This is a genomic window from Bacillus sp. MUM 13, from assembly GCF_001866725.1.
Taxonomy (GTDB): Bacteria; Bacillota; Bacilli; order Bacillales; family DSM-1321; genus Peribacillus.
Genome location: NZ_MLYQ01000102.1, coordinates 1 through 26,831, shown reverse-complemented (window position 1 = coordinate 26,831; position 26,831 = coordinate 1). Strand labels below are relative to the sequence as shown.

Annotated in this window: 28 protein-coding genes; 10 read left to right on the top strand and 18 right to left on the bottom strand. The window is 39.6% G+C overall.

What is annotated here, in order from left to right:
• Positions 1 to 47: 47 nt before the first annotated feature.
• On the bottom strand, positions 48 to 2,036 hold the full coding sequence (gene tkt, locus BIV59_RS19635; protein WP_071353152.1) for a transketolase: 1,989 nt from the start codon (positions 2,034 to 2,036) through the stop codon (positions 48 to 50).
• Between the two features lie 35 nt (positions 2,037 to 2,071).
• A complete protein-coding gene (gene zwf / locus BIV59_RS19630) occupies positions 2,072 to 3,577 on the bottom strand; it encodes a glucose-6-phosphate dehydrogenase (protein WP_071353151.1) in 1,506 nt (501 codons plus the stop codon).
• A 789-nt stretch (positions 3,578 to 4,366) separates the two neighbouring features.
• Here zwf and sda point away from each other — a divergent pair.
• Together sda and BIV59_RS19620 are read left to right on the top strand one after the other, a co-directional pair.
• A complete protein-coding gene (sda, locus tag BIV59_RS19625) occupies positions 4,367 to 4,498 on the top strand; it encodes a sporulation histidine kinase inhibitor Sda (RefSeq protein WP_071353150.1) in 132 nt (43 codons plus the stop codon).
• Positions 4,499 to 4,809: 311 nt separating this feature from the next.
• A complete protein-coding gene (locus BIV59_RS19620) occupies positions 4,810 to 5,007 on the top strand; it encodes a ChaB family protein (RefSeq protein ID WP_071353149.1) in 198 nt (65 codons plus the stop codon).
• Positions 5,008 to 5,019: 12 nt separating this feature from the next.
• Here the strand turns inward: BIV59_RS19620 and BIV59_RS19615 are convergent, their stop codons facing one another.
• The 3 genes from BIV59_RS19615 to BIV59_RS19600 form a co-directional block, all read right to left on the bottom strand.
• Positions 5,020 to 5,274, bottom strand: coding sequence for a putative quinol monooxygenase (locus tag BIV59_RS19615; protein WP_240501955.1), 255 nt, complete (start codon positions 5,272 to 5,274; stop codon positions 5,020 to 5,022).
• A gap of 607 nt (positions 5,275 to 5,881) precedes the next feature.
• Positions 5,882 to 6,304, bottom strand: coding sequence for an anti-sigma regulatory factor (locus BIV59_RS19605; RefSeq protein ID WP_071353164.1), 423 nt, complete (start codon positions 6,302 to 6,304; stop codon positions 5,882 to 5,884).
• A gap of 17 nt (positions 6,305 to 6,321) precedes the next feature.
• Positions 6,322 to 6,681, bottom strand: coding sequence for an STAS domain-containing protein (locus BIV59_RS19600; protein ID WP_083392273.1), 360 nt, complete (start codon positions 6,679 to 6,681; stop codon positions 6,322 to 6,324).
• Positions 6,682 to 7,043: 362 nt separating this feature from the next.
• Here BIV59_RS19600 and BIV59_RS23830 point away from each other — a divergent pair, with 362 nt between their 5' ends.
• Positions 7,044 to 7,181, top strand: coding sequence for a hypothetical protein (locus BIV59_RS23830; protein ID WP_170846202.1), 138 nt, complete (start codon positions 7,044 to 7,046; stop codon positions 7,179 to 7,181).
• A 79-nt stretch (positions 7,182 to 7,260) separates the two neighbouring features.
• Here BIV59_RS23830 and BIV59_RS19595 read toward each other — a convergent pair whose 3' ends face one another.
• Positions 7,261 to 8,655 (bottom strand): sigma-54 interaction domain-containing protein, encoded by a 1,395-nt coding sequence (locus BIV59_RS19595; protein ID WP_071353146.1) that lies wholly within the window; start codon positions 8,653 to 8,655, stop codon positions 7,261 to 7,263.
• A 221-nt stretch (positions 8,656 to 8,876) separates the two neighbouring features.
• Here BIV59_RS19595 and BIV59_RS19590 point away from each other — a divergent pair, with 221 nt between their 5' ends.
• The 3 genes from BIV59_RS19590 (at position 8,877) to rocF (ending at position 12,681) form a co-directional block, all read left to right on the top strand.
• Positions 8,877 to 10,076 carry an ornithine--oxo-acid transaminase gene (locus tag BIV59_RS19590; protein WP_071353145.1) on the top strand — a complete coding sequence of 400 codons (1,200 nt, stop codon included), beginning with the start codon at positions 8,877 to 8,879 and terminating at the stop codon, positions 10,074 to 10,076.
• Between the two features lie 216 nt (positions 10,077 to 10,292).
• The gene (locus BIV59_RS19585; protein ID WP_071353144.1) at positions 10,293 to 11,723 is read left to right on the top strand and encodes an amino acid permease; all 1,431 of its coding nucleotides are present in this window, start codon (positions 10,293 to 10,295) and stop codon (positions 11,721 to 11,723) included.
• Between the two features lie 58 nt (positions 11,724 to 11,781).
• Positions 11,782 to 12,681 carry an arginase gene (rocF, locus tag BIV59_RS19580; protein ID WP_071353143.1) on the top strand — a complete coding sequence of 300 codons (900 nt, stop codon included), beginning with the start codon at positions 11,782 to 11,784 and terminating at the stop codon, positions 12,679 to 12,681.
• A gap of 244 nt (positions 12,682 to 12,925) precedes the next feature.
• Here rocF and BIV59_RS19575 read toward each other — a convergent pair whose 3' ends face one another.
• The 5 genes from BIV59_RS19575 to BIV59_RS19555 all read right to left on the bottom strand — a co-directional run bounded on the left by BIV59_RS19575 (position 12,926) and on the right by BIV59_RS19555 (position 17,442).
• Positions 12,926 to 13,816: an RnfABCDGE type electron transport complex subunit D gene (locus tag BIV59_RS19575; protein ID WP_083392272.1), complete on the bottom strand. Its 891-nt coding sequence runs from the start codon at positions 13,814 to 13,816 to the stop codon at positions 12,926 to 12,928.
• On the bottom strand, positions 13,809 to 14,735 hold the full coding sequence (locus BIV59_RS19570; protein WP_240501954.1) for an FAD:protein FMN transferase: 927 nt from the start codon (positions 14,733 to 14,735) through the stop codon (positions 13,809 to 13,811). The genes BIV59_RS19575 and BIV59_RS19570 overlap by 8 nt, the downstream gene beginning before the upstream one ends.
• A gap of 18 nt (positions 14,736 to 14,753) precedes the next feature.
• The gene (locus tag BIV59_RS19565) at positions 14,754 to 15,254 is read right to left on the bottom strand and encodes an FMN-binding protein (RefSeq protein ID WP_071353141.1); all 501 of its coding nucleotides are present in this window, start codon (positions 15,252 to 15,254) and stop codon (positions 14,754 to 14,756) included.
• 246 nt (positions 15,255 to 15,500) lie between these two features.
• The gene (locus tag BIV59_RS19560) at positions 15,501 to 16,766 is read right to left on the bottom strand and encodes a sensor histidine kinase (protein ID WP_071353140.1); all 1,266 of its coding nucleotides are present in this window, start codon (positions 16,764 to 16,766) and stop codon (positions 15,501 to 15,503) included.
• Position 16,767: 1 nt separating this feature from the next.
• Positions 16,768 to 17,442: a response regulator transcription factor gene (locus BIV59_RS19555; protein WP_071353139.1), complete on the bottom strand. Its 675-nt coding sequence runs from the start codon at positions 17,440 to 17,442 to the stop codon at positions 16,768 to 16,770.
• 204 nt (positions 17,443 to 17,646) lie between these two features.
• Here BIV59_RS19555 and BIV59_RS19550 point away from each other — a divergent pair, with 204 nt between their 5' ends.
• Together BIV59_RS19550 and BIV59_RS23000 are read left to right on the top strand one after the other, a co-directional pair.
• On the top strand, positions 17,647 to 18,120 hold the full coding sequence (locus BIV59_RS19550) for a DUF2231 domain-containing protein (RefSeq protein ID WP_071353138.1): 474 nt from the start codon (positions 17,647 to 17,649) through the stop codon (positions 18,118 to 18,120).
• A gap of 513 nt (positions 18,121 to 18,633) precedes the next feature.
• Positions 18,634 to 19,557: a D-alanyl-D-alanine carboxypeptidase family protein gene (locus BIV59_RS23000; RefSeq protein ID WP_240501953.1), complete on the top strand. Its 924-nt coding sequence runs from the start codon at positions 18,634 to 18,636 to the stop codon at positions 19,555 to 19,557.
• A gap of 53 nt (positions 19,558 to 19,610) precedes the next feature.
• Here BIV59_RS23000 and BIV59_RS19540 read toward each other — a convergent pair whose 3' ends face one another.
• The 3 genes from BIV59_RS19540 to BIV59_RS19530 form a co-directional block, all read right to left on the bottom strand.
• On the bottom strand, positions 19,611 to 20,180 hold the full coding sequence (locus tag BIV59_RS19540) for a hypothetical protein (RefSeq protein ID WP_170846201.1): 570 nt from the start codon (positions 20,178 to 20,180) through the stop codon (positions 19,611 to 19,613).
• Positions 20,181 to 20,418: 238 nt separating this feature from the next.
• Positions 20,419 to 20,598, bottom strand: a complete 180-nt coding sequence (locus tag BIV59_RS19535) for a DUF2187 family protein (protein ID WP_071353136.1) — start codon at positions 20,596 to 20,598, stop codon at positions 20,419 to 20,421.
• 155 nt (positions 20,599 to 20,753) lie between these two features.
• On the bottom strand, positions 20,754 to 21,371 hold the full coding sequence (locus BIV59_RS19530; RefSeq protein ID WP_071353135.1) for a cell wall hydrolase: 618 nt from the start codon (positions 21,369 to 21,371) through the stop codon (positions 20,754 to 20,756).
• 466 nt (positions 21,372 to 21,837) lie between these two features.
• Between BIV59_RS19530 and BIV59_RS19525 the strand changes: the two genes are divergently transcribed.
• Positions 21,838 to 22,716 carry a polysaccharide deacetylase family protein gene (locus tag BIV59_RS19525; RefSeq protein WP_071353134.1) on the top strand — a complete coding sequence of 293 codons (879 nt, stop codon included), beginning with the start codon at positions 21,838 to 21,840 and terminating at the stop codon, positions 22,714 to 22,716.
• 176 nt (positions 22,717 to 22,892) lie between these two features.
• On the opposite strand, the gene BIV59_RS19520 is transcribed toward BIV59_RS19525, so the two are convergent.
• Entirely contained in the window at positions 22,893 to 23,513 is a 621-nt protein-coding gene (locus tag BIV59_RS19520) for a hypothetical protein (protein ID WP_071353133.1), read from the bottom strand.
• An 83-nt stretch (positions 23,514 to 23,596) separates the two neighbouring features.
• Positions 23,597 to 24,154, bottom strand: a complete 558-nt coding sequence (locus BIV59_RS19515; RefSeq protein ID WP_071353132.1) for a hypothetical protein — start codon at positions 24,152 to 24,154, stop codon at positions 23,597 to 23,599.
• A 504-nt stretch (positions 24,155 to 24,658) separates the two neighbouring features.
• Here BIV59_RS19515 and BIV59_RS23825 point away from each other — a divergent pair.
• Positions 24,659 to 24,805 (top strand): hypothetical protein, encoded by a 147-nt coding sequence (locus BIV59_RS23825; RefSeq protein WP_170846200.1) that lies wholly within the window; start codon positions 24,659 to 24,661, stop codon positions 24,803 to 24,805.
• Between the two features lie 159 nt (positions 24,806 to 24,964).
• On the opposite strand, the gene BIV59_RS19510 is transcribed toward BIV59_RS23825, so the two are convergent.
• Together BIV59_RS19510 and BIV59_RS19505 are read right to left on the bottom strand one after the other, a co-directional pair.
• On the bottom strand, positions 24,965 to 26,143 hold the full coding sequence (locus tag BIV59_RS19510; protein WP_071353131.1) for an NAD(P)/FAD-dependent oxidoreductase: 1,179 nt from the start codon (positions 26,141 to 26,143) through the stop codon (positions 24,965 to 24,967).
• Between the two features lie 39 nt (positions 26,144 to 26,182).
• Positions 26,183 to 26,623, bottom strand: coding sequence for a helical membrane plugin domain-containing protein (locus BIV59_RS19505; RefSeq protein ID WP_071353162.1), 441 nt, complete (start codon positions 26,621 to 26,623; stop codon positions 26,183 to 26,185).
• Positions 26,624 to 26,831 lie beyond the last annotated feature (208 nt).

Sequence of the window (26,831 nt, the reverse complement as noted above, 5' to 3'; positions counted from 1 at the left end):
TTATATCTTCCTTCAAACATCATGTAATTATTTCTTTTTTGTATAAATTACAGCAAGCTTTTTGCTGTTTTAACAACATTTTCAACAGAGAATCCGAACATAGCCAATACTTCATTGCCTGTTCCTGATGCTCCGAATTGGTTGATGCTGACAGTCTTTCCTTCAAATCCTACGAAACGTTCCCATCCAAGTGAAGTACCAGCTTCGATAGATACACGTTTTTTGATAGAAGATGGAAGAACTTTTTCTTTGTACTCGCTGCTTTGTGCGCCGAATAGCTCCCAGCTTGGCATTGCAACTACACGCACTGAAAGGTTTTCTTTTTCCAACTCTGCTTTTGCGTCTGCTGCTAATGAAACTTCAGATCCAGTGGCAATCAGGATAAGCTCAGGATTTTCGTTTGTTTCAGTTAGGATATATCCGCCTTTTTTCAGGTTTTCTACATTGCCTTTTGTTTCTTCAAATACAGGAAGGTTTTGACGGCTAAGAACAAGCACAACTGGACCTTCTGTTTGCTGAAGTGCATATGCCCATGCATTTGCTGTTTCATTGGCATCTGACGGGCGGATAACAGTCAAGCCAGGAATTGCACGCAATGCTGCAAGATGCTCAACTGGCTCATGTGTAGGGCCATCTTCGCCTACAGCGATTGAATCATGTGTGAACACAAACGTTACAGGCAATTTAGAGATTGCTGCCATACGGATTGCTGGACGAAGATAATCATTGAAAACAAAGAATGTACTTACGAATGGCTTTACTCCGCCATGAAGAGCCATACCATTTCCAGCTGCACCCATTGCATGCTCGCGTACGCCGAAATAGATGTTTCTTCCAGCATCTGATTGAACTGCAAATGCTTCTTCACCTTTAATCTCAGTCATAGTTGAGTGAGAAAGGTCGGCACTTCCTCCAAAGATGGAAGGAACAGTTTTCACATAATGGTTGATTGCTTCTCCGCTTGCTACCCTTGTAGAGATTGCCTTATCAGGTGAGAATGTAAGAACATCCTTGGCATCAATTAAAACTTCGCCCTTGATTGCTTTTTCAAGCTCATTAGCTAATTCAGGGTAAGCTTCTTTATAAGAAGAGAATAAATCATTCCATTTGCTTTCTGTTTGTGCGCCTTGTTCCTTAAGCTCTGCAAAGTGAGCTTTCACTTCTTCTGGAACATAGAAGTCTTCATCGAATAACCAGCTGTAAGCTTTCTTGGTTAATAGTGCTTCTTCTGCACCAAGCGGAGCACCATGGGCCTTGTTTGAACCGGCAACTTTCGGGCTTCCGAAACCGATGATAGTCCTTACTTCGATTAGTGTAGGCTGCTCAGTGTTTTTCTTAGCTTCTTCGATTGCTTTAGAAACAGCTTCTACATCGTTTCCTTCTTCAACGCGAAGGTACTGCCAGTTAGCGGACTCTGCTCTTTTTTGGATGTTTTCTGAGAAAGAAAGGTTCAATTCTCCGTCCAAAGAAATATCATTTGAATCATAAAGAACAACCAATTTATCAAGTTTCATGTGTCCAGCCATTGACATAGCTTCGTATGAGATGCCTTCTGAAAGGTCACCGTCACCAACAAGTGCATATGTGTAGTGGTCAATTACTGATTTATCTTCTTTATTGAATTTTCCGGCTAAGTGCTTTTCAGCCATTGCCATGCCTACCGCAGTCGCAATACCTTGTCCAAGAGGGCCGGTTGTTGCTTCAACACCGTCAGTATGGCCGACTTCTGGGTGTCCAGGAGTTTTGCTGTTCAATTTACGGAAGCTTTTCAAGTCATCAATTGAAACATCATAGCCTGCAAGGTGAAGCATGCTGTACAGCATGCTTGAACCATGTCCTGCAGAAAGAACGAAACGGTCGCGGTTGAACCATTTTGAATTTCCAGGATTGTAGTTCAAATGGTTTGCCCAAAGTGCATAAGCCATTGGAGCTGCACCCATTGGTAATCCCGGATGGCCGGAATTTGCTGCGTTAATAGCATCGATTGATAATGTACGGATAGTATTGACTGCTAATTGCTGGATTTCTGTTGTCATGCTTTTTAATCCCCCATCACGTTTTTTCGTTTTCGTTATTTTTGCAGTGTTAATTCATTTCCTTTGATAGTGCCTTCTCCATCAAGCCACCATTTAAAGCCATCTTCCTTAAGCAGATTATGGACAGCATCAGGGCCATAGGAGCCTGATTTGTATGATTGAAGAGGAACCAGGTTCTTTTCAAATGCATTCAGAATTGGCTGTACATACTTCCAGGATAATTCAACTTCATTCCAGTGAGCAAAGAAAGTTGAATCGCCGCGGAGTGCATCGTGAATTAAAAGCTCATATGCTTCAGGAACATCATGGTTATCTGTCACATAATCGATTTTAATCGGTTCAATCTTTCCGCCGTTCCCCGGATTTTTACTATTAAGTAGTAATGAGACACCCTCGTTCGGATTAATTTCAACCACTAAAAGATTTGGCGCAGTTTCTTCACTGCCTTTTCCATATAATTCTTTTAGAGGGTTTTTGAATTCAACCACGATGCGCGTAGACTTTTCTTTCATTCTTTTCCCTGTGCGGATATAGAAAGGTACACCAGCCCAGAATTCATCATCGATCCATAATCTTGCACCGATGAAAGTATCATTTTGTGAAGTCTCTTCAATGCCAGGTTCTGACTTATAGCCAACTACCTCTTTGCCATTGATTTCGCCTTCAGCATATTGTCCGCGAATAACCTGGGAAGCAACATCTTCCTCCGTTAATGGACGAAGAGATTCAAGTACCTTCCTTTTTTCATCGCGGATATCAGTAGCGCTAATCCGCTTAGGAAGATGCATGGCAGTCATCATCAGCATTTGAAGCATGTGATTTTGGAACATATCCCGAATCGCACCAGATTGATCATAATAGCCTGCACGCTCTTCAACACCGACGATTTCCGCAGCTGTAATTTGCACGTTAGCGATATATTGGTTATTCCAAAGTGCCTGAAGTACAGGGTTCGCGAATTCCAGTGCCTCAAGGTTTTGTACCATTGGCTTGCCAAGATAGTGGTCAATGCGGTACACCTCATCTTCATCGAAAGACTGGCTTAACTTAGCATTCAGCTCTCGTGCAGATTCAAGGTCATGCCCAAATGGTTTTTCGATGATCAGGCGTTTCCAGCCTGAAACTGATCCTAATCCGCTTTCCTTAATATTGCCTGCGATAATATCAAAGAACTTAGGTGCAACCGACAAATAGAACATACGGTTTTGTGAAATTTGCAATTCTTGTTCGCGCTTTTCAACAAGCTCGAGCAATTTAGTGAAGTCCTCTTTGTCTGTAGCATTCAAAGTAGTGTAAGCGAAAGCTGACAGGAATTTTTCCATCTTTGCAGAATCGTTATTTTTGCTGCGGGAAAATGTATTGATTGACTCTTCTACATACTGCTGAAATTCAGTATGCGACATAGTACTTCTTCCCAAACCAACAACAGAAAAAACATCTGGCATCTTATTTTCCATAAACAAATTATAAAGGGCAGGGTATATTTTTCTTTTAGCTAAATCACCTGTTCCCCCGAATAAAACAAAGGTCATGGTATCCATGGTAATCCCCCTTTTGTATAAAAAGATCCTTAAATCTAAAGATCGAATTAAATGTTCTTATATTCACATTGGTAACATAACGTAACCATAATAACTCTTTACATTTAACAGGTCAAGCGATTTGTGTATATATTGTGAACAGCTATAAAGCCTTTTATATCAATGGTGCAAGCTGAATTACCCCATAAATCCAGGTATATTCGTAATGGTAGCGGTTGCAAAAACCACTCATTCCAGGTTACTAAAAATCAATTAGATTAAATTATCCGAACATTTCACACTGTACAAAAGCCCTGCAATTACAGACATTTCCCTGTCAATACCTAAATCCTGTAAATCATATAGAGAGCATTTCAAGAATTTACATATAAAAAATAATATCTCCATCATGCATCCATACCTTATTAGCATGTAAAAAAAACGGATTTTCAAACAAAGAATGGTTTGGAAGAAATGTAAAAAGAAATGTTGAACCGCATTTAATCGGATTTTTACCTGCATTTCTTATATGTATGTACCCTTCCATCGCAGCCTTTTAAATAAACTATATAAGCCTTTATACATCCATTAATCAAATGAGGTTACTTTTTGTGGTGCCTGAATGAAAGCTATCCATCGTTTAGTTCTGCTTCAGAACATATAAAGGAATTGACATAATATATTTATGTTTTTAATTTTAAACTTGGTCTTTCTGCTGATCCGGTATTAATAATTCTTTTTACTTTCCAAATTTTCTAAAAACATATACAATAAAGTAGATACTTAAAACCTTACCAGGAGGGATGCTTAATGAAGATCATGAGCAACGAGCAGTTAGTGGTTTCATATCGTAATGCAGTATCGACGGAAAAGGATAAGGATGTTATCAGGTGTTTAAAAAACGAAATTGACAAACGCGGACTAAGGCCATATAAAAATTAATTGTCAAATCCCGCCCAGAAACCTGGGCGGGATTTTTATATGTGCTCCTATACCGAGTATATTTTTAAATATTTATTAAGATCAAAATCCCCCATTTTAAAAACAGAGGACTTTAAAGGACATGTAGCTTCTGCCCCATCCAGCTGACAGCCAAAAAAGGACGCTTCCACAAATTCACTTTGTTTTCTGTGCCTTAAAAAAGGAAACAATATAAATACTTTTAAACTGCTTCACAATGAATGCTGTCTTTAAGATACGTTTAAAGAATAAGAAAGCAGGCAATTAACGAAGTATAAAAGGAGGAGTGAAATATGCCATACAATTCGCTAAACGAACTTCCTGAAGCAGTGAAGGATAACCTTCCTTATCATGCCCAGGAAATTTTTAAAGAAGCCTTCAATTCAGCGAGCAAGGAATATAAAGAAGAAGAAACCGCATTTAAAGTGGCGTGGAGTGCTGTAAAGCATGAATATAAAAAAAACAGTGATGATAAATGGGTTAAAAAATAAGGGGAAATGAAATTAGAAACTTGAAAAAAGCTGGTTTAATGGGATTTTCACCATTAAACCAGCTTTTTTCCTTCCCGCTGTTTTGAGGGTGAAATTCTTGTTCATGCCAGTTATGATTGGTTTTGTACGCTTTATGAATGTTTGTGCGGCTTCAAGAGTCAGTGATGCTGGATGGGCTTCTTCATCACTCCACACTTCATAAACATAAACAGCATTTAATTCAGAAATATTCACGAGATATATTTGACATAAATCCAGATTCATCATGACATCTGCTGCTTCCAGCAATATCTGTCAATGTGTCACTCTCCCCCTCTTGAACAGTAAACTTACCCAGCAAACTATATTTATTCATAATGCCCACCTGTTTTTACCGTCTGCGACCTATTTACATATAGAGTCCTCATGACTATAGCAGGGGAGATTTCACCCCATAAGCATTCAAAAAGAACATCTTCTTCAATATTAATATTTCCTCCATTACCCTGCAGACAGAATTTCATCAAAATATTTAAGCTGTCATCAAGCCGTGCCACATGGCAAGAAAGCATTCCCTCAGGAAGTTTAAGGTGAAGACCTGATATATAGCTGTTACCTTTTTGCTTGTTCGAAGAGAAGAAAGCGTTATCACGAAATTTCCGGGAATCTATCTTGCAGAAAGGTTTTCTTTCTCCCTCAGCAAACCGGCCATCCAGCATATAATTTTCTAGCTCATGCAGGACAGCCAGAGATTATTATTCCATGATATGGAATGCCTTATGATTGTGGACGTTTACCAGCATTTTTTATTGCATATCATTCAGGCAGGTGCCTTTATAGGCCCTAGTTGTGTAATATTTCATTGCCTGTTCCATAGGTTTTGTAGTACCGAAAATTATTTTTTCCACTTTTTCACGGTAATTTTTGTACCCTCACCAACGGCAGAGTCAATTTCAAATTCATCCATAAGCCGTTTCACACCAGGAACGCCGGCACCAAGGCCCCCAGATGTGGTATACCCGTCTTCCAGTGCTTTTTTTATATCAGGAATCCCAGGACCCTCATCAGCCGCAATCACTTTAATACCATCCTTATTTTCTTTTTTTATGGCCTCTATTATGATTTTGCCCGGCAATGCATACTTATAAATATTCCTAGCCAATTCTGAAATGGATGTGGTTATTCTTGATTGATCAACAAGGCTGAAATCCAGCTCTTTGCTGACTTTTCTTCCTGTTTGGCGAGCCAGGACTATGTCCATTTCATTGTTAATGTCGATAACAATGGATTTTTCACTTTCATCAAATGACTGCAGCATAAAATCTACCAAACACCTCACCCTAATAAATTATTTAATTTCTCAACACCATTCTCTAGATCAATAGCTGTATCTATGCCTGAAAGATGGATTCCAAGCTCTATTAAAGTGATGGCAACAGCTGGCTGTATGCCTGTCAGCACTACCTTTGCTCCCATCAGGTTAGCCATGCTTACAACATCACCTAATACTTTTGCAATGAAAGAATCCACCATATCCAAAGAAGTCAAATCTATGACCACTCCATTTGCGCTTGTTTCATGTATCTTCTTTAACAGATCTTCCTGAAGCATGATTGCACTTTCATCATCTAATTCTACTTGTATTGAAACCAGCAGCATTTCTTTTAGTTTTAATATAGGTATCCTCAAACTGATCCTCCTAGTCCAAGTGTAATATTTAGCGTAATTGCATAATATAAATATATCTATAAGAATAGCCAGTAACCGATAGACAGCATATCTCCATGATTATAAAACTAAATAGGTATGCTAGCAATGTTTTTAACTGGGCAAAGCGGTTCTGCCATATAAACATGTTATTTCTGGCTATTAAGCCCCAGTGTTCCTTTCTAAGAGGTAAAAGCTTTTGCATATTTTTCCCGTGTGAAAAATCAAAAATCAGCAAAAATTCATATAGAGTTTTAGTGAGGTTTTCGCAACTAAATGTTTATAATTTTATAAAAAAGGATATCATACCATAGTCTTGAAAAACTAAATACAGCTGAGGTGTAATAATAGTGATTTCAGAAAATGAAAAGAACATCATGGCACTTGAACTGTTAAAACTTACAGACGATTATTTTAAATGTCCGTTTCCGGAAATCAAATCTTTAATATACTCGGATATTGAACTCCTTAAGAAAATTATTTATTAATAAAAGACTTTTGTACCGTTCTTCAATTGATTCCTCATAAAAGCCTTCCTTAAATCAGGGTCATCACCTGCACTTCATTTTATTGCTTATTATCGAGACTCATTTTTTTTATTCTATATTGAAGGCTTTGGCGGCTGATTCCAAGCATTTCAGCAGTTTTTGTGATGTTGTGCGAATTAATTTCCAAGGCCTTTTTAAGATAGCTTTTTTCTGCCTCTTTCAAATGTTTTTTTAATGAAGTAATTTTTTCTGGATTACTATCTTTTTTGGCGGCCATCTGTATTGGGTTTGCCTGTTTAAACATAAATTTATTTCTATAATGAAAAGGCAAATGTGCATACTCTATGCTTTCTTCATCCATGATTAAATTCATGGCACCTTCCACGATATGTTCTAATTCCCTGACATTCCCCGGCCAATCATATTGATAAAATGAAGACAGCACCTCTCCTTCCACTTCTTTTACTTCCATCTGAAAAAGGGAATTGTAAGCGGCAATAAAGCTTTCGACAAGCGGCTCGATATCTTCCATTCTATTTCTTAATGGCGGTATAAACAAAGTGACAACCCCCAGCCTGTAATACAGATCTTTACGCAGATGGCCATTTGCTATCGCTTCTATCGGATCTTCATTAATTGTAGCAATTATTCTGACATCAACCGGGATATCCTTGCTGTCCCCGATTCGCCTTATGCTCCTTTCCTGCAAAACCCTTAATAGCTTTGCCTGAAGACTGATATTGAGGGAATTAATTTCATCAAGCAGCAAAGTCCCTCCATCCGCCTGCTCAAACAACCCTGGATAATCAACAGATCCTGTGAAGGCCCCTTTTTTTGTCCCGAATAAAATGCTTTCCAGCAGATTATCTGGAATCGCTGCACAGTTTTGAGAAACGAAAGGAGAAGCTGATCTTGCAGAGCCATTATGTATGCTTTGGGCAAAAAGCTCTTTACCGGTTCCTGTCTCCCCAATAATAAGGACAGATGATGACGTTCGTGTCGCCCTTTTGGCATGTTCTATCACTTCTTTTATTAATGAGCTTTCTCCAATAATACTTTCAAAAGTATAAGCAGTGTCTCCTTTCCTTGCGGCATTATTCCTGATAAGTTTTTCGAGCTTGGTAACATCCCGGGCTATCTCGGCAGCCCCCCTGATCTCTCCGTTTATCAGCAAAGGAAATGTATTATTGATGGTGGTAATTTCCTTTCCTTTGTTATTAAAGTATGTTTGCTTAACATTCTTTGTTTCTTTTCCTTTGTGGAGAGCCTGCAAAAGTGTACTTTCCTGATCACTTTTAAATTTAAAAACTTCCAGCAGATTTTTATCAATCACATCCATTAACTCCATAGATTCCATCTGCATCATCTTTTTGTTGTAGACAATGGTTTGGCCGTTTTCATCAATAACATGCAGGCCTATATCCATTCCATCGATAATCTGCTTAAAAACCTCACTTAAAAAAGTTTTGTGCATTAAGGTTGTCTCCCTTTCCATACGTTTCTGTTATTTTATCTGCGAATGAACGATTATGCAAAAAAAATTTGCACTACAAGTGCAAAAAAAATTATACTCTGCCAATTTTTTTTGCAGTTTTCGCTGCCAGCATTCGTAGCATGCCTTAATTTTCATTTTGGCATAAAACTTGCATTAAACATAAGTGGAGAATCAATGACATGATAACAGGAGGCTTACAAATGACGATCATTACAAAATCACAGGAAATCATTGAGAAAACAATCCATTATGGCGCGAATAACTACCATCCGCTTCCAATCGTTATATCACAGGCAGAGGGCGTTTGGGTTCAGGATCCGGAAGGCAATAAATATATGGATATGCTTAGTGCCTATTCTGCCGTAAACCAAGGCCACAGACACCCTAAAATCATACAGGCATTGAAGGATCAGGCTGACCGGATCACTTTAACCTCAAGAGCCTTTCATAACGACCAGCTCGCACCTTTTTATGAAGCTGTATCAAAATTAACCGGCAAGGAAATGATTCTGCCCATGAATACAGGCGCGGAAGCTGTTGAAACTGCTTTTAAAGCTGCAAGGCGCTGGGCTTATGACAGGAAGGGTGTTACTGAAAACCGTGCTGAAGTGATTGTTTGTGAAGGTAATTTCCACGGTAGGACAATGACAGCTGTTTCCCTTTCATCTGATCCTGAATATAAACGCGGCTTCGGTCCGATGCTTCCCGGAATCAAAATAATCCCTTATGGTGATTTGGAAGCATTAAAGTCAGCCATCACCCCTGACACTGCTGCATTTCTAATTGAGCCTATCCAGGGAGAAGCTGGCATAGTCATTCCGCCTAAAGGTTTCCTGAAGCAGGCTTTGGAGTTATGCAAAGATAACAATGTATTATTTATAGCAGATGAAATTCAATCAGGATTGGGCCGGTCTGGAAAGACCTTTGCCTGTGAATGGGATGATGTTACACCAGATATGTACATTCTTGGGAAAGCTCTTGGCGGCGGAGTATTCCCTATTTCTTGTGTAGCAGCAAATAAAGAGATTCTAGATGTATTCAACCCGGGTTCACATGGCTCAACATTTGGCGGCAACCCGCTCGCCTGTGCGGTATCAATCGCTTCCTTGCAGGTATTGGAGGAAGAAAAACTTGCTGAACGTTCTTTTGAACTCGGAAACTACTTTATGGATGAATTATCACAAATAAAAAATCCAAAAATCAAGGATGTTCGCGGCAGAGGACTATTTATCGGAGTGGAATTGTCTGAAGCAGCGAGACCATATTGTGAACTGCTTAAGAATGAAGGCCTATTATGCAAAGAAACTCATGATACGGTGATCCGATTTGCCCCTCCTTTAATGATATCTAAAGAAGACCTTGATTGGGCGATCGAAAAAATCAGAAAGGTTCTTTCATAAACTGTTTTCTTCCTTATGAAAATGCACTATTAAATATTCAGCCCACATGATTCCGGAGCAGTCATTTTGATGCTTCCGGTAATCTTTTTAGCGCGAATTAGCAACAGCTCATTCGTTATATGAATATATTATATTTCCCTTTCTTGTTCAAAGATTTTAGAATATAATGAAAACACCCATTGGAAGCGTTTACGCAAAGGTTTAAGGAGAGATATCATGAACCCTGAATACAGTCAAAATAATGAACTGAAACGGACCATGAAGTCCAGGCACCTCTTTATGATCTCTCTCGGCGGGGTTATTGGGACAGGCTTCTTTCTAAGTACAGGATATACAATCAATCAGGCAGGGCCAGCTGGTGCAATACTCTCCTATCTAGTCGGAGGATTTATTATGTTTTTGACAATGTTATGCCTCGGAGAGCTTTCAGTGGCAATGCCGGTATCGGGTTCTTTCCAGACATATACAACCAAATTCATTGGTCCTGCAACCGGATTTACGGTCGGCTGGCTATACTGGCTTGGCTGGGCTGTAACTGTGGCGGTGGAATTTCTGTCTGCGGGACAGCTTATGCAAAGGTGGTTTCCTGGTTCTCCTGTGTGGATATGGTGTGCTTTATTTGCGGCTGTTCTTTTCGCATTAAATGCGCTATCGGCAAAAGCGTTTGGTGAAGCGGAATTCTGGTTTGCAAGCATTAAGGTATTTGCCATTATCATGTTCATCATCCTCGGGGGAGCTGCCATGTTCGGATTCATTGAAATGAAGGGCGGGCAGCCTGCCCCAATGCTCGGCAATTTCTTTAAAGACGGTCTCTTCCCTAATGGTTTTGCCATTCTGTTAGTTACCATGATTTCAGTTAATTTCTCCTTTCAAGGAACCGAGTTGATTGGCATTGCAGCAGGTGAAAGCGAAAATCCCGAGAAGACGATTCCACGTTCAATCAGGCAGACTGTATGGAGAACATTGTTTTTCTTTGTTCTGGCTATCTTTGTGCTGGCCGGGCTGATTCCCTGGAAAAAAGCAGGAGTAATTAATAGTCCATTCGTAGTTGTATTTGACAGTATGGGTATCCCTTATGCTGCAGATATAATGAATTTTGTAATTCTTACTGCACTATTGTCTGTAGCAAATTCAGGAATGTATGCCGCATCACGCATGCTGTTTTCTTTGGCTAAAGAGGGAATGGCTTCACCTTTGCTCGGCAAAGTCAACCGGAAGGGCATTCCGATGAACTCGCTTCTTCTTACTTTAGGTGTGGCATGCCTTTCACTGCTGTCTAGTGTAGTGACGCCTGGAACAGTTTATGTTTGGCTATTATCACTGGCAGGTCTTGGAGCACAAGTGGGCTGGATTTCCATTACAGCTTCACAGCTGATGTTCCGCAGAAAGTTCCTGCGTCAGGGCGGACGAGCTGAGGATCTGAAATTCAAAACACCTTTTTACCCGCTCCTTCCGCTTTTAGGTCTTATTTTAAACAGTATTGTCATGATCAGCCTCGCTTTTGATGCAGAACAGCGCATGGCACTATATTGCGGAATCCCATTCATGCTTGCATGCTACATCATTTATTTTATTAAAATAAAAAAACAGCAAACTAAAATTGAGGTTGAATTGCAGCTTAAAACAAAAAAGCAAATGATTGTCTGATAGGATCTATCTCCTTCAGAAAAGATAGACTACTATACATAGATTTGGAGAGATATATATGAATAAGAAGGTTACCATTATAGGAATGCCGATGGATTTGGGACAAATGAGGCGGGGTGTTGATATGGGGCCAAGCGCCATCCGTTATGCAGGAATCGTTGAAAGATTGCAGAACTTGAACCTTGAAGTACGCGATAATGGCGATATACCTGTCGGAAGGCCAGAGGTGGTCATTGATCCCGACACTAAAATGCGCAACCTTGAATTAGTGGCAGATAGAAGCAGCATCCTTGCAGAGGAAGTTTATAGTGCCATAGAAAGAGGCGAATTTCCGCTGGTGCTGGGCGGCGACCACAGCATTGCGATCGGCACCCTTGCAGGAACTGCCAAGCACTATCCTAACCTTGGAGTGATCTGGTATGATGCACATGGAGATCTAAACACAGCCGAGACTTCCCCGTCCGGTAATATTCATGGCATGCCGCTTGCTGCAAGCCTTGGGATTGGCCATCCTTCACTGACAGACATTGGCGGGTTCTCACCGAAAATCAAACCTGAAAATGTTGTAATCATTGGTGCACGTTCACTGGACGAAGGTGAAAAAGAATTAATCAAAAATAAAGGAATCAAAGTATATACAATGCATGAAATAGACAGGCTTGGCATGACAAAGGTAATGGAAGAAACCATCGCTTACCTTAAGGAAAGGACAGACAGCGTTCATCTTTCCCTTGATCTGGATGGATTAGATCCTCTTGATGCACCGGGTGTAGGAACTCCGGTGATGGGCGGTATCAGTTACCGGGAGAGCCACTTGGCGATGGAAATGCTTGCAGAAGCAAACATCATTACCTCAGCCGAATTCGTTGAAGTCAATCCGATCCTGGATGAAAAAAATAAAACAGCCATGGCTGCAGTAGCATTAATGGGATCTTTGCTTGGCGAAAAATTATTATGATAGAATCCTGACCTGCTTATCCTAATGCCGCTGAAAAATCCTTAAAGCATATTGTGGATTGGCCTGTTGGTTACACAGCAGGATGCCAAACAGCCTGGCGGATGAAATAAAAAAGCCATATCCCCTGCTATTTATGGGATATGGTTTTTTTGTATCCCGCTTCTGCAATCAAATATGTTTTCCTCTCTAGTGATAGTCATAAATGAGGAAATAATAACATATATAACAAGGCTGTATGTTTATATTATCTATTTATTCTGTGAAGCTTTTTTCTTTTTGGGACTGCCAGCGCTTTCCATATGTTTGCCAGCAATAATCCGTCCAGAAGATATGTTAATCCTCCAATCTCCAAATAAGCTGCTATACTGACTGCTGCCGCCATAAACCCAAAGATGATTTGATCTTTATATTTTGCAGGTGAAGTTGGAGGATCTGTAATCATAAAAAAGGCCAAAAATAGAGTTGAATTTATAAATGGCGGACGGAAGACTTCTCCTGTCATTTTCAAATGAAACAGGTTTATTAGTGCAAAAAATAAAAAATAAACACCAAGAAACGTAAGAACCTGCGGGAATTTGTTCACTTTTTCCGTTACTGCGAATCCGCCTATCATAACAAGGAGAAGGAGCCATGGAGAAACCAATGACATGCCTCCCCACCAGCTGTGACCGCTTGAAAATAATATAATCGACGCAAAAAGCCCAAAGGCAGCAGGATTAAAAATGGGTTTTTTATTTAAAACAATCAGGTGCTTTGATAGTATGCTGATAAAGGTAATAATGATCACCTCATACCAAGGCACCTCCGTGCTCAGGACCATTGAAAGAATTAAAGCGGAAATGATGCCACCATCTACCTTGAATTTCTGCCTTTTTTTCAGCTTTGCAAAAGCTAAATCGGCCAAGACAGCTGCCATCATAGCAGAACAAGTATTTATTAGTCCTTGTCTAAGGCTGCTGCCCCAAATGCCGGCAGCAAATAAGACAATTAAGATCATTATAAGATAGCCTTTAGGAGTGTTTATGAATCTTTGAAATTTGTTTTTCTTTTTCTTATATTCAGGGTGGCGATAGGCCATTCTAGTAAAAGAATTTTCTTTTCTGTTTTCCATGTGTGTATATTTCAAATTATTCATAGTAATACCTCTCTATTCCGCTTGTTACTTTCAATTCCAATGCAGGAGTTATCATGATTCCTTCTGCTCCGTGTTCCTCCAAAAGGATTAAGCCTTTTTCGGGTCCCAGGATGAAGGCTGCTGTTGACAAAGCATCCGAGAGCATGGCGAATGGAGAAATGGCTGTACAGCTCAAAATTTCATTGCTGGATATCTGTTTCACTGGATCGAAAAGATGATGAACTCTATTATTTTTTTTACTTTTTCTTTCATAACTGCCTGATGTACAAACAGCGCAATCCGAGATTTTCAATTTACATAAGATCTGCATAGAATCCAAGGGGTGCTGTATCCCCACTTTCCAGGGTGTTCCGATTCCATTTACCCCTTTTGCAAAGATATCTCCTCCTGCATTTATGCAGAATCCCTCAAATTCATCCAGCTCTCTTCGTGCTAAATCTACGGCCAACCCCTTCGCAACAGCCCCTAAATCAAGGATAAGGGGTTTTGTGAGCATCACCGTTTGCTTCTTTTCATCTATCAATACATCCTTATAGCTTACATTCAGTCCTGCCCTAAAGTCCGAGCTATTTATTTCTCCTGTTAAATAGTTTTTATTAAATCCCTGCTTCTCAAGGGCATTTCCCACTGTGATGTCAAAAGCGCCGTTCGTTGCTTTAGATAACTCAACTGAAAAAAGAATGGCCTGAAATAGAATATCACTTACCTTGACGGGATTTCCGGTTGATGATGAAAGAAGCCTAAGCTCGCTATCGGGATCGAAACGGCTGCAGCTGCTTTCGATATTATGAAAAATATCAAAAACACGGGATAAACTTTTTTGTATGTCTTTTTCGCTTTTTGAAGATACCACTGTAAGGCTGATGACGGTATCCATAGCTATTAGCTTTCTCTCGATTTTCTTTTTCAAAATTTGCACTCCTCTTGTCACCATTTATTATATTCTTGCCTGCTGAAGTGCCTCTTCAACGGCCCACTGGAAATCTTCTGAGCTTAGGGTAGCACCGGATACCAAATCCACCCTGCTGCTTTGCCTCTTCAAAGCCTGCTCGGGCAATCCGTCTATTTTAGACTGAGAATAATGAGTATCGCATTTTGTTATTTCGACAGAAGTAATTTTATCGTGCTTTGTGGTAACAGCTACTTCCACAGTACCAATCCTGGTAGTTCCTGTTCCGTAAAAAGTTCCATTTTTATACATTTTCGGCTGATAAATGACAGCTTTATGTTCAGGGATATTGTCAGATTGCTTTTGCTTTTTTGCATTATTGAGATCTTGTTTTACATTCTTTCCTCCTTGATCCAGTTTCTGTATTTCTTGAGCCTGATGCGGTATAGCCATGTCTGTTGTTTGTTCAGTCGCTGAATACCCAGCAAGATAAATGGCACCAACTGCAGCTGAGCATAATGTAATCATTTTGTTATTTAATTTTGCCATAGTTTTCGCCTCCATAATCAATTCATTGTTCATTATAAAAAGTGAACATTTGAATTTCTTTAGAAAATTTACCTTGATATAAATTCAAGTTTTTAAGAAACATCATTAAAATTAAAACCTTTTAAACAACAAAAAAGCCCCGCCTTAATTTAATAAAGGCGGGACCGAAATTTCCAGATACAAATAATTCACATAATTTACCTTGAAATCAATAAATACATATCTAATAGTGCAGCATATAAGAGGTTACCTTTTGCTTAAAGGCAGCTGAAGGAGGAATTCGCTTCCTTTCCCCAATTCACTGACAGCCCGGATCCTGCCTCCATGCGCCTCGATAATCCACTTGGCGATTGACAATCCTAGGCCAGTCCCCTCATACTCTCTTGTCCTTGCTTTATCTCCACGGTAAAAACGTTCAAAAATTAATGGCAGATCATCTGCTGATATTCCCGCTCCTGTATCAGCAACAGAAATATGGGCTGCAGATCCTTTTACATAGCATCCCACAGAAATGCATCCTTTTTCCTCCGTATATTTCAATGCATTATCCAAAAGGATCATCAATAATTGATAAAGCCTTTCTTCATCACCTGAAATATCAATATGGCAGGAAATGTTTGATTCTACTTTAATTTCTTTTAAAGCTGCCAGCTCAGAAAAGTTTTGTACCGCTTTATTCAGCAATTCATCGAGATTTACCCTTGCCACGTTCAGTTCAAGCTGATTGGAGTCTGATCCGGCTAAAATCAAAAGATCGGAAATCATTTTGCTCATATATTTTATTTCGCCAATCGCCTGGGATATGCTCTCGCTCTCCTGTTCAATGCTGCTTTTTGGATGCCGGAATAACCTTTCTAAATTAAGCTTCATGACAGCTAAGGGGGTGCGCAATTCATGTGATGCGTCTGCAGCGAATTGTGTTTGTTTATTCCATGCGGACTGAATGGGAACCAGTGCTTTATTTGCAAGGAATAAGCCTGCAAGTATAGCTGCCGCTGCACTTATGATAACTCCGAACCCAATTACCGTAAGCAAATGAGACAGCATTTCCCTCTCTCGTCCCATATTATAAACAAGCTGAATCCTCTTAATAAATACAGAAGTTCCGTTCAATTTTATATTTTTGTTAACCAGTATACTGAATGAACGGTATTCAAGCCCGCCGCTTTTTGCCGTTTTTGGAATACTTGATTTTGCTTCACTTTTTAGCTTTGATAAATCTCCTTCAGCAATCAGATTTTCGGGCATCTCTTTTCGGATTTCACTATTTTTTCCTAAAAACAGATATACGAGCCGATGGTTTTCTTCATTATTTTCTGGATTTAGGAATTCCCCCATATCATGAAGATGCTCGTGTTTCATGTGGCGAGCCACATCCTGAATCGTTTTATCGACTTGTTTTTCCAGACGCCATTGCATATAAAAGTAAAGCACAGCTCCAAACAGGCAGATAATACATATAAATACAGCTGAATTTAATAAAACCAGTCTTATTCGGGTCTTTTGAAACATATCATCCCTCCGACAGCATATACCCAACACCGCGCACCGTCTGTATAAGCTCCTCAAATCCGAATGGTGCTAATTTTTTCCGCAAATAATGGATATAAACATCTACAATTGTTTCGCCAGCCTTTGATTCTATTCCCCAAATCCGATCGTATATCTGGTCACGGATTAATATTTGCTCACGATTTTGCATAAGATAACTCAATAATTCAAATTCCTTTTTTGTCAGTTTAAGCGGTTCTCCAGTAATGCTGGCCTGCTGCTGAGTAATGTCGAGCATAATTCCTGCGTATGCCATTTTTCCTTCCAAACCGATTTTTCCAGCCCGGCGGAGAACAGATCTCACCCGCGCCAAAAACTCTTCAGTGGCAAACGGCTTTACAAGATAGTCATCTGCCCCGACATCAAGCCCTTTTACTTTATCTTCAATCGTATCTTTTGCAGTTAGTATTAATGCTGGTATATTCATTCCTCCCATACGGATCTGCTTAATAAGAGAGATGCCATCCAGACCGGGAAGCATTAGGTCTACAATCATTAAATCATAAACACCTGTCCTTGCCATTAATAATCCTTCATCGCCGCTTTCAGATTGATCCACATCATATGCCTCTTCCGCCAATATCTTCGCTATGATATTCTGAAGTGCCTTATCATCTTCCACAACTAATATGTGCATGACGTTCACCTTCCTCCTTCACCATATCCTTTTTTGGAAAACTATTCTCTATTTTAGACAATAAAGATTTAAATTTGATTAGAATGATTAAAATAAATAAGAATTCACATAGTAGCTGAAATCAAAAAGATTCTTTTTTCTAATGGAATTCTAATTTCATTAGCCTATACTGACATCAATCTATAGTAAAGGAAGATTAAAAATATGGTAAATGAAGTTTTCGCACATATTCATCCTATCGTCGTTCACTTTCCTATTGTCATCATTTTACTGGCAGCTTTATACGATTTATTCTTCGCTATCTTGCATAAGAAAGCCGCGCCAAAAGGAAACTGGATTTGGCTTGCAGCTTTCCTGAGCGCATGGATTGCCATAGGTACCGGGCCTGGCCACGATGCCAGAGGAAATACGGATATTTTTCACTATCATGATAACTTAGCGACTTTAACGACTTTTTTAGCTTTTTTCATTTTAGCATACAGGGTTTTCTTCAGGATAAAAAGCAAGGCCATGGTCCGGCAATGGCTTGCTATAAGCACCATTTTATCGGTTTTGTGTGCAGCCGGTATTCTTTCTGTGGGGTATTTTGGAGGAAAGATGGTGTATGACCAGGGAGTTGGCGTGAAGGTGCACGGAAAGTATGTTAATCCGCCCAAGAACCATAACAAGGACCACTAATAGTAAGTCATTGTTGAGTAAGGCACTATACGCTTGATTGGCAGAAAAAATATTATATGGTCAAGGTATTCAAAATCTATTTCAATGTGCCATCCAAAAATATTAAAACCCTTTAATCAAGCCGGATGTAAAGTGAAGTAATAATGAGAGTTGAGATCATTCATTAAAGGGTACAATAAATAGTGTCCTCTTAAGTATAATTACTTCCTCATCGAATAGCCCCTTGCCATTTGTTTGGTTAAGGGGCTATTTTTTTGACAATTCCCCAATTATAATCCATTCATATGACATGACTGTAAATTGTCCCTATATGATAGTCAAGATTCACTTCCTGTCTGGAAAGTTAACAGCTCTGATAGGCTTCTCCCTTAAAAATCCTCTACCAGGGCAGTGTGCAAATTTTAAAAGAGTTCTTCATTAATTTATGTATTAAAGTTTAATAGGATGCAAACAGGCTTTTGGTAGAGTAAGATGATAATAGTAATAGACTGTCATTGGGGAAGGATTGAAAATATGAATATAAACAAAGTGCGTTGGAAAAAGTTTTTGCCTGCTGGAACTGCACTCATGATTGCATTTACAATGCTGTTCGGTTTAGGGGGAAAATACGTTTTTCCAGGCAATGCAGCAAATGCGGAAGAACTTCATTATACGGCCGCTGCAAATTTGAACATCCGTACAGGCCCTTCCACTTCTTATAAGAAACTTGGAACTGTAAAAAAGGGCACCTTATTAAACATTAAAGGAACGAAAAGTAATGGCTGGTATAAACTGATTTACAGCGGCCAAACCGGGTATGCTTCCGGGAAGTATATTTCCACGTCAGCAGGCAAGGGCAATGCCATACATGTTGCCTCTAAACCGGATAGCATTTCTGTTTTAGTAAACAAAAATAACAAGCTGCCAGACACCTATACACCAAAGGATTTAGTATTCACATCAGTTCCTTTTATTTTTAAGGAAAAGACCGAAAAACGAAAAATGAGAAAAGAAGCATCATTAGCTCTAAGCAAGCTATTTGCCGGTGCAAAAAAGCAGCATGTTAACCTTTTAGGTGTCTCTGCTTACAGATCTCACTCCACACAGGTTGGATTGTTTAACTATTATGTTAAAAAAGATGGCTATGAAAAAGCCAGAACTTATAGTGCCCTTCCTGGAACAAGCGAACATGAAACCGGTCTTGCCATTGATGTCACAGGCGGAAATGGCAAATGCGCCGCCCAGGATTGCTTCGGGAATACGAAAGAAGCAAAATGGCTTGTGATGCACGCGGAAGATTATGGTTTTATCATCCGCTACCCAAAAGGAAAAGAAGCAATTACAGGCTATAAATATGAGCCGTGGCACTTAAGATATACAGGAAAGACTGCTGCCAAGTATATGAGCGGACATCATATTACACTTGAAGGATATAGCGTGAATGCTGTCAGCAAATAAGGCCGGTATACTCCGGCCTTATTTCTGTCTAGCTATAATGCTGCTTGCTGGTGCTACTGGAAAAAGGGTTTTTTAAAAGGCATAAAAAATAACCCATAATCCAGCACAACCAAATCCTCCTCTGAAGACTCGGAAATAGCGACATTTCCCAAACGCAGATCTCCTGGAATGATACCATGCTTTAAGAATTCCATGTACAGGTCAAGAATTTTATAGGACGTTTTGATATCCGCTGAAGGTTTTATCATCATTTTTTTCATAATAATCCAACCATGCCCCTGCTCTTTCACTTCACATAGCAAATGTTTAACATCTTTCGGGCAACCTCTGTAAAGTTCATATTCCTGCTGTATACTTCTCAGGCCTATATCGGAGAAAGCAATTTTGAGCACAAATCCGTTTTCCAGGTCAAATACCATCCTATTGAAACCATGTCCTAAAAAAGGATACTTAAGATCCATTGTCAAGCGTGCAGCTTCTACAATGTTACTGATTGGGAAAAATTGATATTGCCGCAGTATCTCTACCCACTTTTTGATAGATTCTATTTCCTCGCCGGTTAAAAAATCACTGCTTTCTTCCCGTTTTTCTGCTTTGTTATCATAAAAAGGAATGATGCCCATCCCTCCCTTCCAATCCCAATTGAGGAGAAGTCCTTTCATATAATATGACTGTTTTAACAAGATGCTTGTACATTCCATTCCGTTTTTTTTAATCCTAAAAAAAAACAATGTTTAATAACAAAGCAATCCCCCTCAATCCCTTCTCATGACGGCTGAACTTTATTTTCATATCCATTCGCACAAAAAGCGCCCTGGCATGAATTACTGCCGGGGCGCCCTATTGATTAGCATGACAAATTTATGATTTGGAAATGATTTTATAATTTTTATGAGATACCACTGTCTTGTTCCCGATATATTCGGCATCCGTTTTATTTTCTGTAATATTAACAATTACTGAGTTTTCGTTTACTTTCTCGACTATTCCTTTTACTTTTTTATTGAATAAAATTGCGTCACCGATTTTTGCTGCTTCCATCATCATTACCCCTCTGCCTATTTATCGTAGGTTTATTCTATATGATAGTACAGCAAAATTGCAACCGATTTCACTCATTTACCATTAAATTGGTTCATGGCGCAGTTTTTGCCTGATTTACTTTTAAAATTAGTTGTTGAACTGCAGAAGCTTAATTACCGGGCAAATTGATGATGACCCAGTTTATATGTAATCGGCCGTGTATAAATCCACTTACTTGTCGTGATGCGGGGATTATAATAATACAGAGATCCATATGTCGGATCCCATCCCCTGTAGGCAGCTTTTACAGCACGGTAGGCCGTTGAGTCAGGCTGCAAAGTATATTGGCCGTCTTGCACAGCGGAGAATGCATTTTTTTGATGAATGACCCCATGTAATGTATTTGGAAACTTGCTGGACTGTACACGATTCAAGATGACTGCAGCTACGGCAACTTGGCCCTTATAGCTTTCCCCCCGTGCTTCCCCGTAAACCGTATGTGCCGCCATATATATGTCCGCTAGCTTCCGCGCAGTCCTTGGCCCTACAAATCCGACCGCTTCGATACGGAAGTCATGCTGAAAGCTTTTGACTGCTCTTGCTGTGATCGTTCCATAATATCCAGTTGGTGCTGAGTGAAAATAGCCAAGGTGCTTCAGTTCTTTTTGCAGCTGCAATACATGATGCCCTCTTGATCCTTTGACAAGCTGAGATGCATCTGCGGAATTAAGAGTATAACTTATGCATAAAACGAATGTAAATGCAGTTATCAGTAATTTTACCAGTTTCATATATTCACTCTCCTTTTCACTGCTGTCTTTCTTCTCTCCTTCTGCCCCCTTCTAATTCATACAATACCGGAGTCTTTTCCCTAAATTAAAGGAAGAAAACCCGTGTTTTGAAAAACAGAACTTTAGCATGATGAATGCCATTTATCTTACCGGGACAATTACAATGGAAAAATCCACAAAAAGGAAGTATATGAGGATGGAGATACATGCAAAAAGACCAGTGTTATGTTAGAGAAAAAAGTTGTATTTCCTTGAGTGGCTAATAATTCCGGAAGCCATGTTTCCCTGCACATATTAATCGATTTTTTCCTGTAAATATCTCCATTACTCTTTCATTTTTACAATATCTATCTTTCGGCCCTCATATATCATTATGTTGAAAATTTTAGTATTTTTTTAGTGATTTCCTATCACTGACAAGATATGATAGAGATAGACATGTTTCTACACAAAGGGTGATAGTACTATGAAAACGAAATTAAAACCAAGAAAATGGGTCAAAGCCAGTATTCTTGCAGCCGGCATTATTGGCATATTTGGAGCAGCAAATTATGAGACATATGATAATGAAGCAATTGCCAGCGAAAACAAAAAAACAGATGCAGCAAAACGGGATTTTATAAACGATCACATTGTAAAAAAAGAAAAACTTCCGGCTGCTTTATATCCAATCAGCCCCTCTTCCCAGCAGGTAAGGCTTAAGCCCTCAATAGAGGATTATGGCGGTTCAAAGACCGTTTATTTAACATTCGATGACGGGCCGGATCAGCATTCTATGAAGCTGTTAAAAATATTGGATCATTATCACGCAAAAGCTACCTTCTTTTTATTGGAGCCAAACATAAAAAAAAATCAAAATATTGTAAGGGAAATGCATAAAAGAGGGCATTCTTTAGGTCTGCATGGTGTTTCCCACAATGCCCGTCTTATCTATAGATCGAAAGAGACGGTAGTCGCAGAGATGAAAGAGGATCAAAAGACTCTTAGAGCAGTAACAGGTGTTACTACCCATTTGATACGTACTCCATATGGGTCCTCCCCTTACATGAAGCCCGCATATATGAAGGCGGTTCAGCAAAATGGATTTAAGCTTTGGGACTGGTCGATTGACAGTGAGGACTGGCAGTGCCGGAATGGGCAATATGTCAGCAATGTCGAAAAACAATTAAAAGAACATAATTTTAAAACGATCCCAAATGTCATATTAATGCATGAAAAACCAAGCACATATCAATACCTCCCAAAACTTCTTGGCTACCTGCAAAAGAATGGCTATAAATTCGAAAGCATCAAAGACGATATGCTTCCGTACCATTTCAAAGCAAAAATGCCGGCAAAATCATAATACACATTCAAAAAGGACCTTAATTTAACAATTAGGTCCTTTTTACATAGAAAATGCATATCGTGCATTAAACTCTTGTTCACTCAATATTCAGCCCGGCCTATATAAATGTTAGCTACGTATAAAAACAAGAAAGCCCCTGATAAAATCAGGAGCCATTACAGACAAGGTTATATTTAATCACTGATTTTCGCGACTGTAAATACATAATCAGGTGTAATAGGAATTGTAGTGATTCCTGATCCTGCTGGTGCTGGTATGGCTAATGCAGCCTGAACGTCAGCTTCAACTTCGAATGTTAAGAAGTATTCAATTTCATCTCCGCCGCCTTCGCCCTGATTTCTTGTTAAGTCATCAATAAATTCAAAGCTGGTGGTTACTGAGCTAAACGATACGACAACTGTTCCTAGTGTTAATACTCCTCCTACTAATGTGACTCCTGCTGCTCCTGTTCCTAATACATTAAAGGTAAAAATCGGGCTCGTATCTGTTGTTGAATAGATTGGGATGTTTCCAGGAATCTCAGGGCTCCCACGCCAAATCCTGAAAACGACTGGCAAGGAAAATAGAAATGGAACTGCGTTTGGGAACCTTATACCTGTAAACGTAAATGTTCCCCTTGGCTGCCAGTTAATCGTAGCTGAAAGTAATGCTCTTCCATCATTATCGCGGCAAATTCGTTCACTGGCAATTATTGAAAAATTCCCTATCGGAAAACGTGATGGAAAGCTTTCACTTCCCTGAAATTCAGTTAATAGATTTTTTTCTTCATTCTTGCATTTATCCTCATGATTCATATGCTCCCCTCCTTTAAAAAGAATCTAAATTGAATGAAAAGATCTGGAGTATAAATACATCCAGATCAAAATTTGATTACATCTTATCTGTATTGTGCACCAGTGAAAGTAGTGTTTGTTACAGTGACAGTTGAAGGTGAAGTTCCGCCAGTTACACTTACTGATAGGGTGTAGACTACACCATCATCTCCGCCGCTTAATACATCAACATGGTCAATCGGCAAGAAAGTAGTACCGGCAACAACCGGTGTAGGAAGAGATTCTGCGTAAATAATCGTACCTTGTGCCGGGTTTTGGAACCTAAAGGATCTGCGGATAATTACAGAAACGGCTGCCGGTAAAGATGTACCAGTTACTGCAGCAGGTACCGTGATAGTAGTTGATCCTGTCAAAAATACTAAGTCACCGCTGCACACATCACCAAATCTGATTTGAGCAATCGTCTGTTCTACAGTAGTTGCTGCTGGCGCTATAATTGTCGCAGTGCCGTTTTGCTGAGAAAATTCGAAGTCAACCAGTCTGCGTCCTTCGTCATCCCTGCAATCTCTGTGATGATGATGATGATGTTCGCAGCCGCACTCTTCGTGCTTAACTTCTCTGTAAGAGTCGTCGCCGCCATATGATTTAGAAATGTATCCCATTAATTGTCATCCCCTTTTAAAATTTAGCATTTGTTAATGCTTTCTATGTATATAATGCTGACAGGCGGGAATTGGTATGGGACAATCGTGTAAAAATTGGATAGGCTTTTTATCCATTTTTGTATTACGTTGATAAAAGTATGAATTTTACATATTAGGAAAGTTTAACGAATACCTTGGCTGCAGCAGGAGAAATTGGGCTGGCAGAAACAGCTCTTCTTAAAATTATTCTTTTTTATATAAAATTAGGGTACAAGCTGAGACAAAAAAAATACAAAACCATATATATGTAATGTAAACAACCTGTACCAGCAAGAATTGCTTGTCCGGGTCTGGAAATCCCGGTCATGCTTCCACTATAGCTTGCAGGTACAATCTATAAAGGAAAAGGGGAAAATACTTTGCGTAACACTAATGCATTAAATTCATGCTGCAGCACTTTTGTGAGTTTTCAGAAAGAGGAGAAACATAAAGAGGAGAAACATAAAATGGAACACCACAAATGTGAATGTCATTTTCATATGGAAGAAAATAGATGTGACAGATGCAGAAGAAGAAGACACAGATGCGGATGCGGCCGTAACGAAGGTTTCTATGGAAATGCAGGTTTCTACGGAGATGCAGGCTTTTACGGCAATTTCTAAGCTATAATTTTTTTGAAGCTTGGAGTTCCATTATATGGAGCTCCATTTTTTCTTATCTTATTATGTGCCAGCCCTGTTTTCACCTACTATAATAAACAAAAAAGCCCTGCCACATCAGGTATAGAACCATGTGGATCAGGGCTTTACATATTATATCAGCGTTTTATTAATAAGCTAAGCTGAACAATCCTTTAATGTGAGTTAAATAACGCACATTGCTTGCTTCCTTCATTAGTGTTGCGGGAAGGCCCTTAAGGGGTGTAGAATTTGCACCGATTGTGGCAACAGCATCTTTGCGTCCTAGGCTAGCAAGTGTTCCGGAATTAATCGGGCTGAATTGCTCAAATTCTTTTCCTTCAAGGAATGCGAATAGGTTATAACCGATCAGTTCGCCCATTTGCCATGCGATTTGTGCAGTCGGCGGGAACGGACGTCCATCTGCAGCAAAGTATACCGCACTGTCTCCAGCAATGAATACATCATTATGTGATGTAGATTGAAGGAAATCATTGACTGTCGCACGTCCGCGGTTCACTTCAAGTCCGGATTGGCCCACAAGAGGATTTCCTTGTACTCCGCCAGTCCATACAAATGTGTTGGTTACAATTTTTTGGCCATCTTTCAAGTCAACAGTATTTCCTTCTACGTTTGTAACAGGAAGGCCTGTCAAGAAAGTAACTCCGCGTGCTTCAAGGCTTGCAGTTGCACGTTCAATCAAATGATCTGGAAGAACAGGAAGAATTTTAGGGCCAGCTTCAACAATCAGCAGTTTGATTTCCTTTGGATTGACTCCATAGCTTTTAGCGATTTTAGGCATTTTATCAGCGATTTCGCCGACTAATTCAACACCAGTCAATCCGCCGCCGCCGATTAGGATAGTAGCATCTGCTTCATTCTTCGTTTTTGCATATTCACGGATGCGATCTTCCACATGACGCTGGATTTTCACTGCATCTGCAGCAGATTTAAGAACCATGCTGTTTTCTTCAAGTCCAGGAATGCCGAAGTAAGCAGTAATGCTTCCAAGACCCACTACAAGTGCATCATAAGAAAGTACAGATCCATCGCTTAGTTTAACTTCCTTCTTATCGACAGAGAAAGAGTCAACCTTTGCAATTTTAAGATCAATGTCTTTTCCTTTGAACAATTTCTCAAGAGGCATAGCAACAGCCTGCTCAGAAATGCTTCCGGCTGCAAGGCGGTGCAGCTCAGTGATAATTTGGTGTGTAGGGTATTGGTTGACCACTGTAACCTGTGCTTGAGATTTATCCATATATTTGCGCAGTGTTAAAGCAGATAGCAGTCCGCCGTAACCTGCACCTAAGATGACAATTTTCTTTGACATAATATATCCCCCGTCCTTACTGATTATTGTAACAATAAATTATTTTAAGTTGTCGCGTTCAGATGAAACCTGAAGAAATGCATTTACAAAACGGAACATCTTTTGTGCCTGAGGATCCTTAAGCAATTTAAGCAATCCGAACACACCGATTACTTCATTGCTTGCATCTGCACGGTCTTTTGCTTCAATAGCTGTAGCCGCAAGATTCTTTGCAGTGTGGATCACTGGTTCAGCCATTTCTGTAATGGCGCCTACTGTATCACTTTTAAGAACATCATCAGTTGCTACACTTTGAGCAAAGTCATAGGACTTTGTAAGAATACCGACTAGTTCAGTTAATTTTGGAAGCTGATCGACTAATGCTGTCAATGATTCCTGAACCTCTGGTTTTAAAAGCTGATCCAGTACATCAAGCTTCTCTTGGCTGGCTGTTAAAACTTTCGCTTGTTCAGACATATTTTGAGTGGTAGTTTCTGACATTTCCAATTCTCCTTTACAATAAGCAATTCTGCTGATTTTTTCGGGAAAATATATTCCCATCCCCGCAAGATTTCCTTCTTAACCAATTTCAGCCAAAAAGTTTGTGAATCTTTACACATACGAATACAAAAAAAGAGAACACAAACTGCCCGGCTTAACAAATAGTAAATGAGCAATGAAAATCTATCCGCCCATTTTACACTTGTAA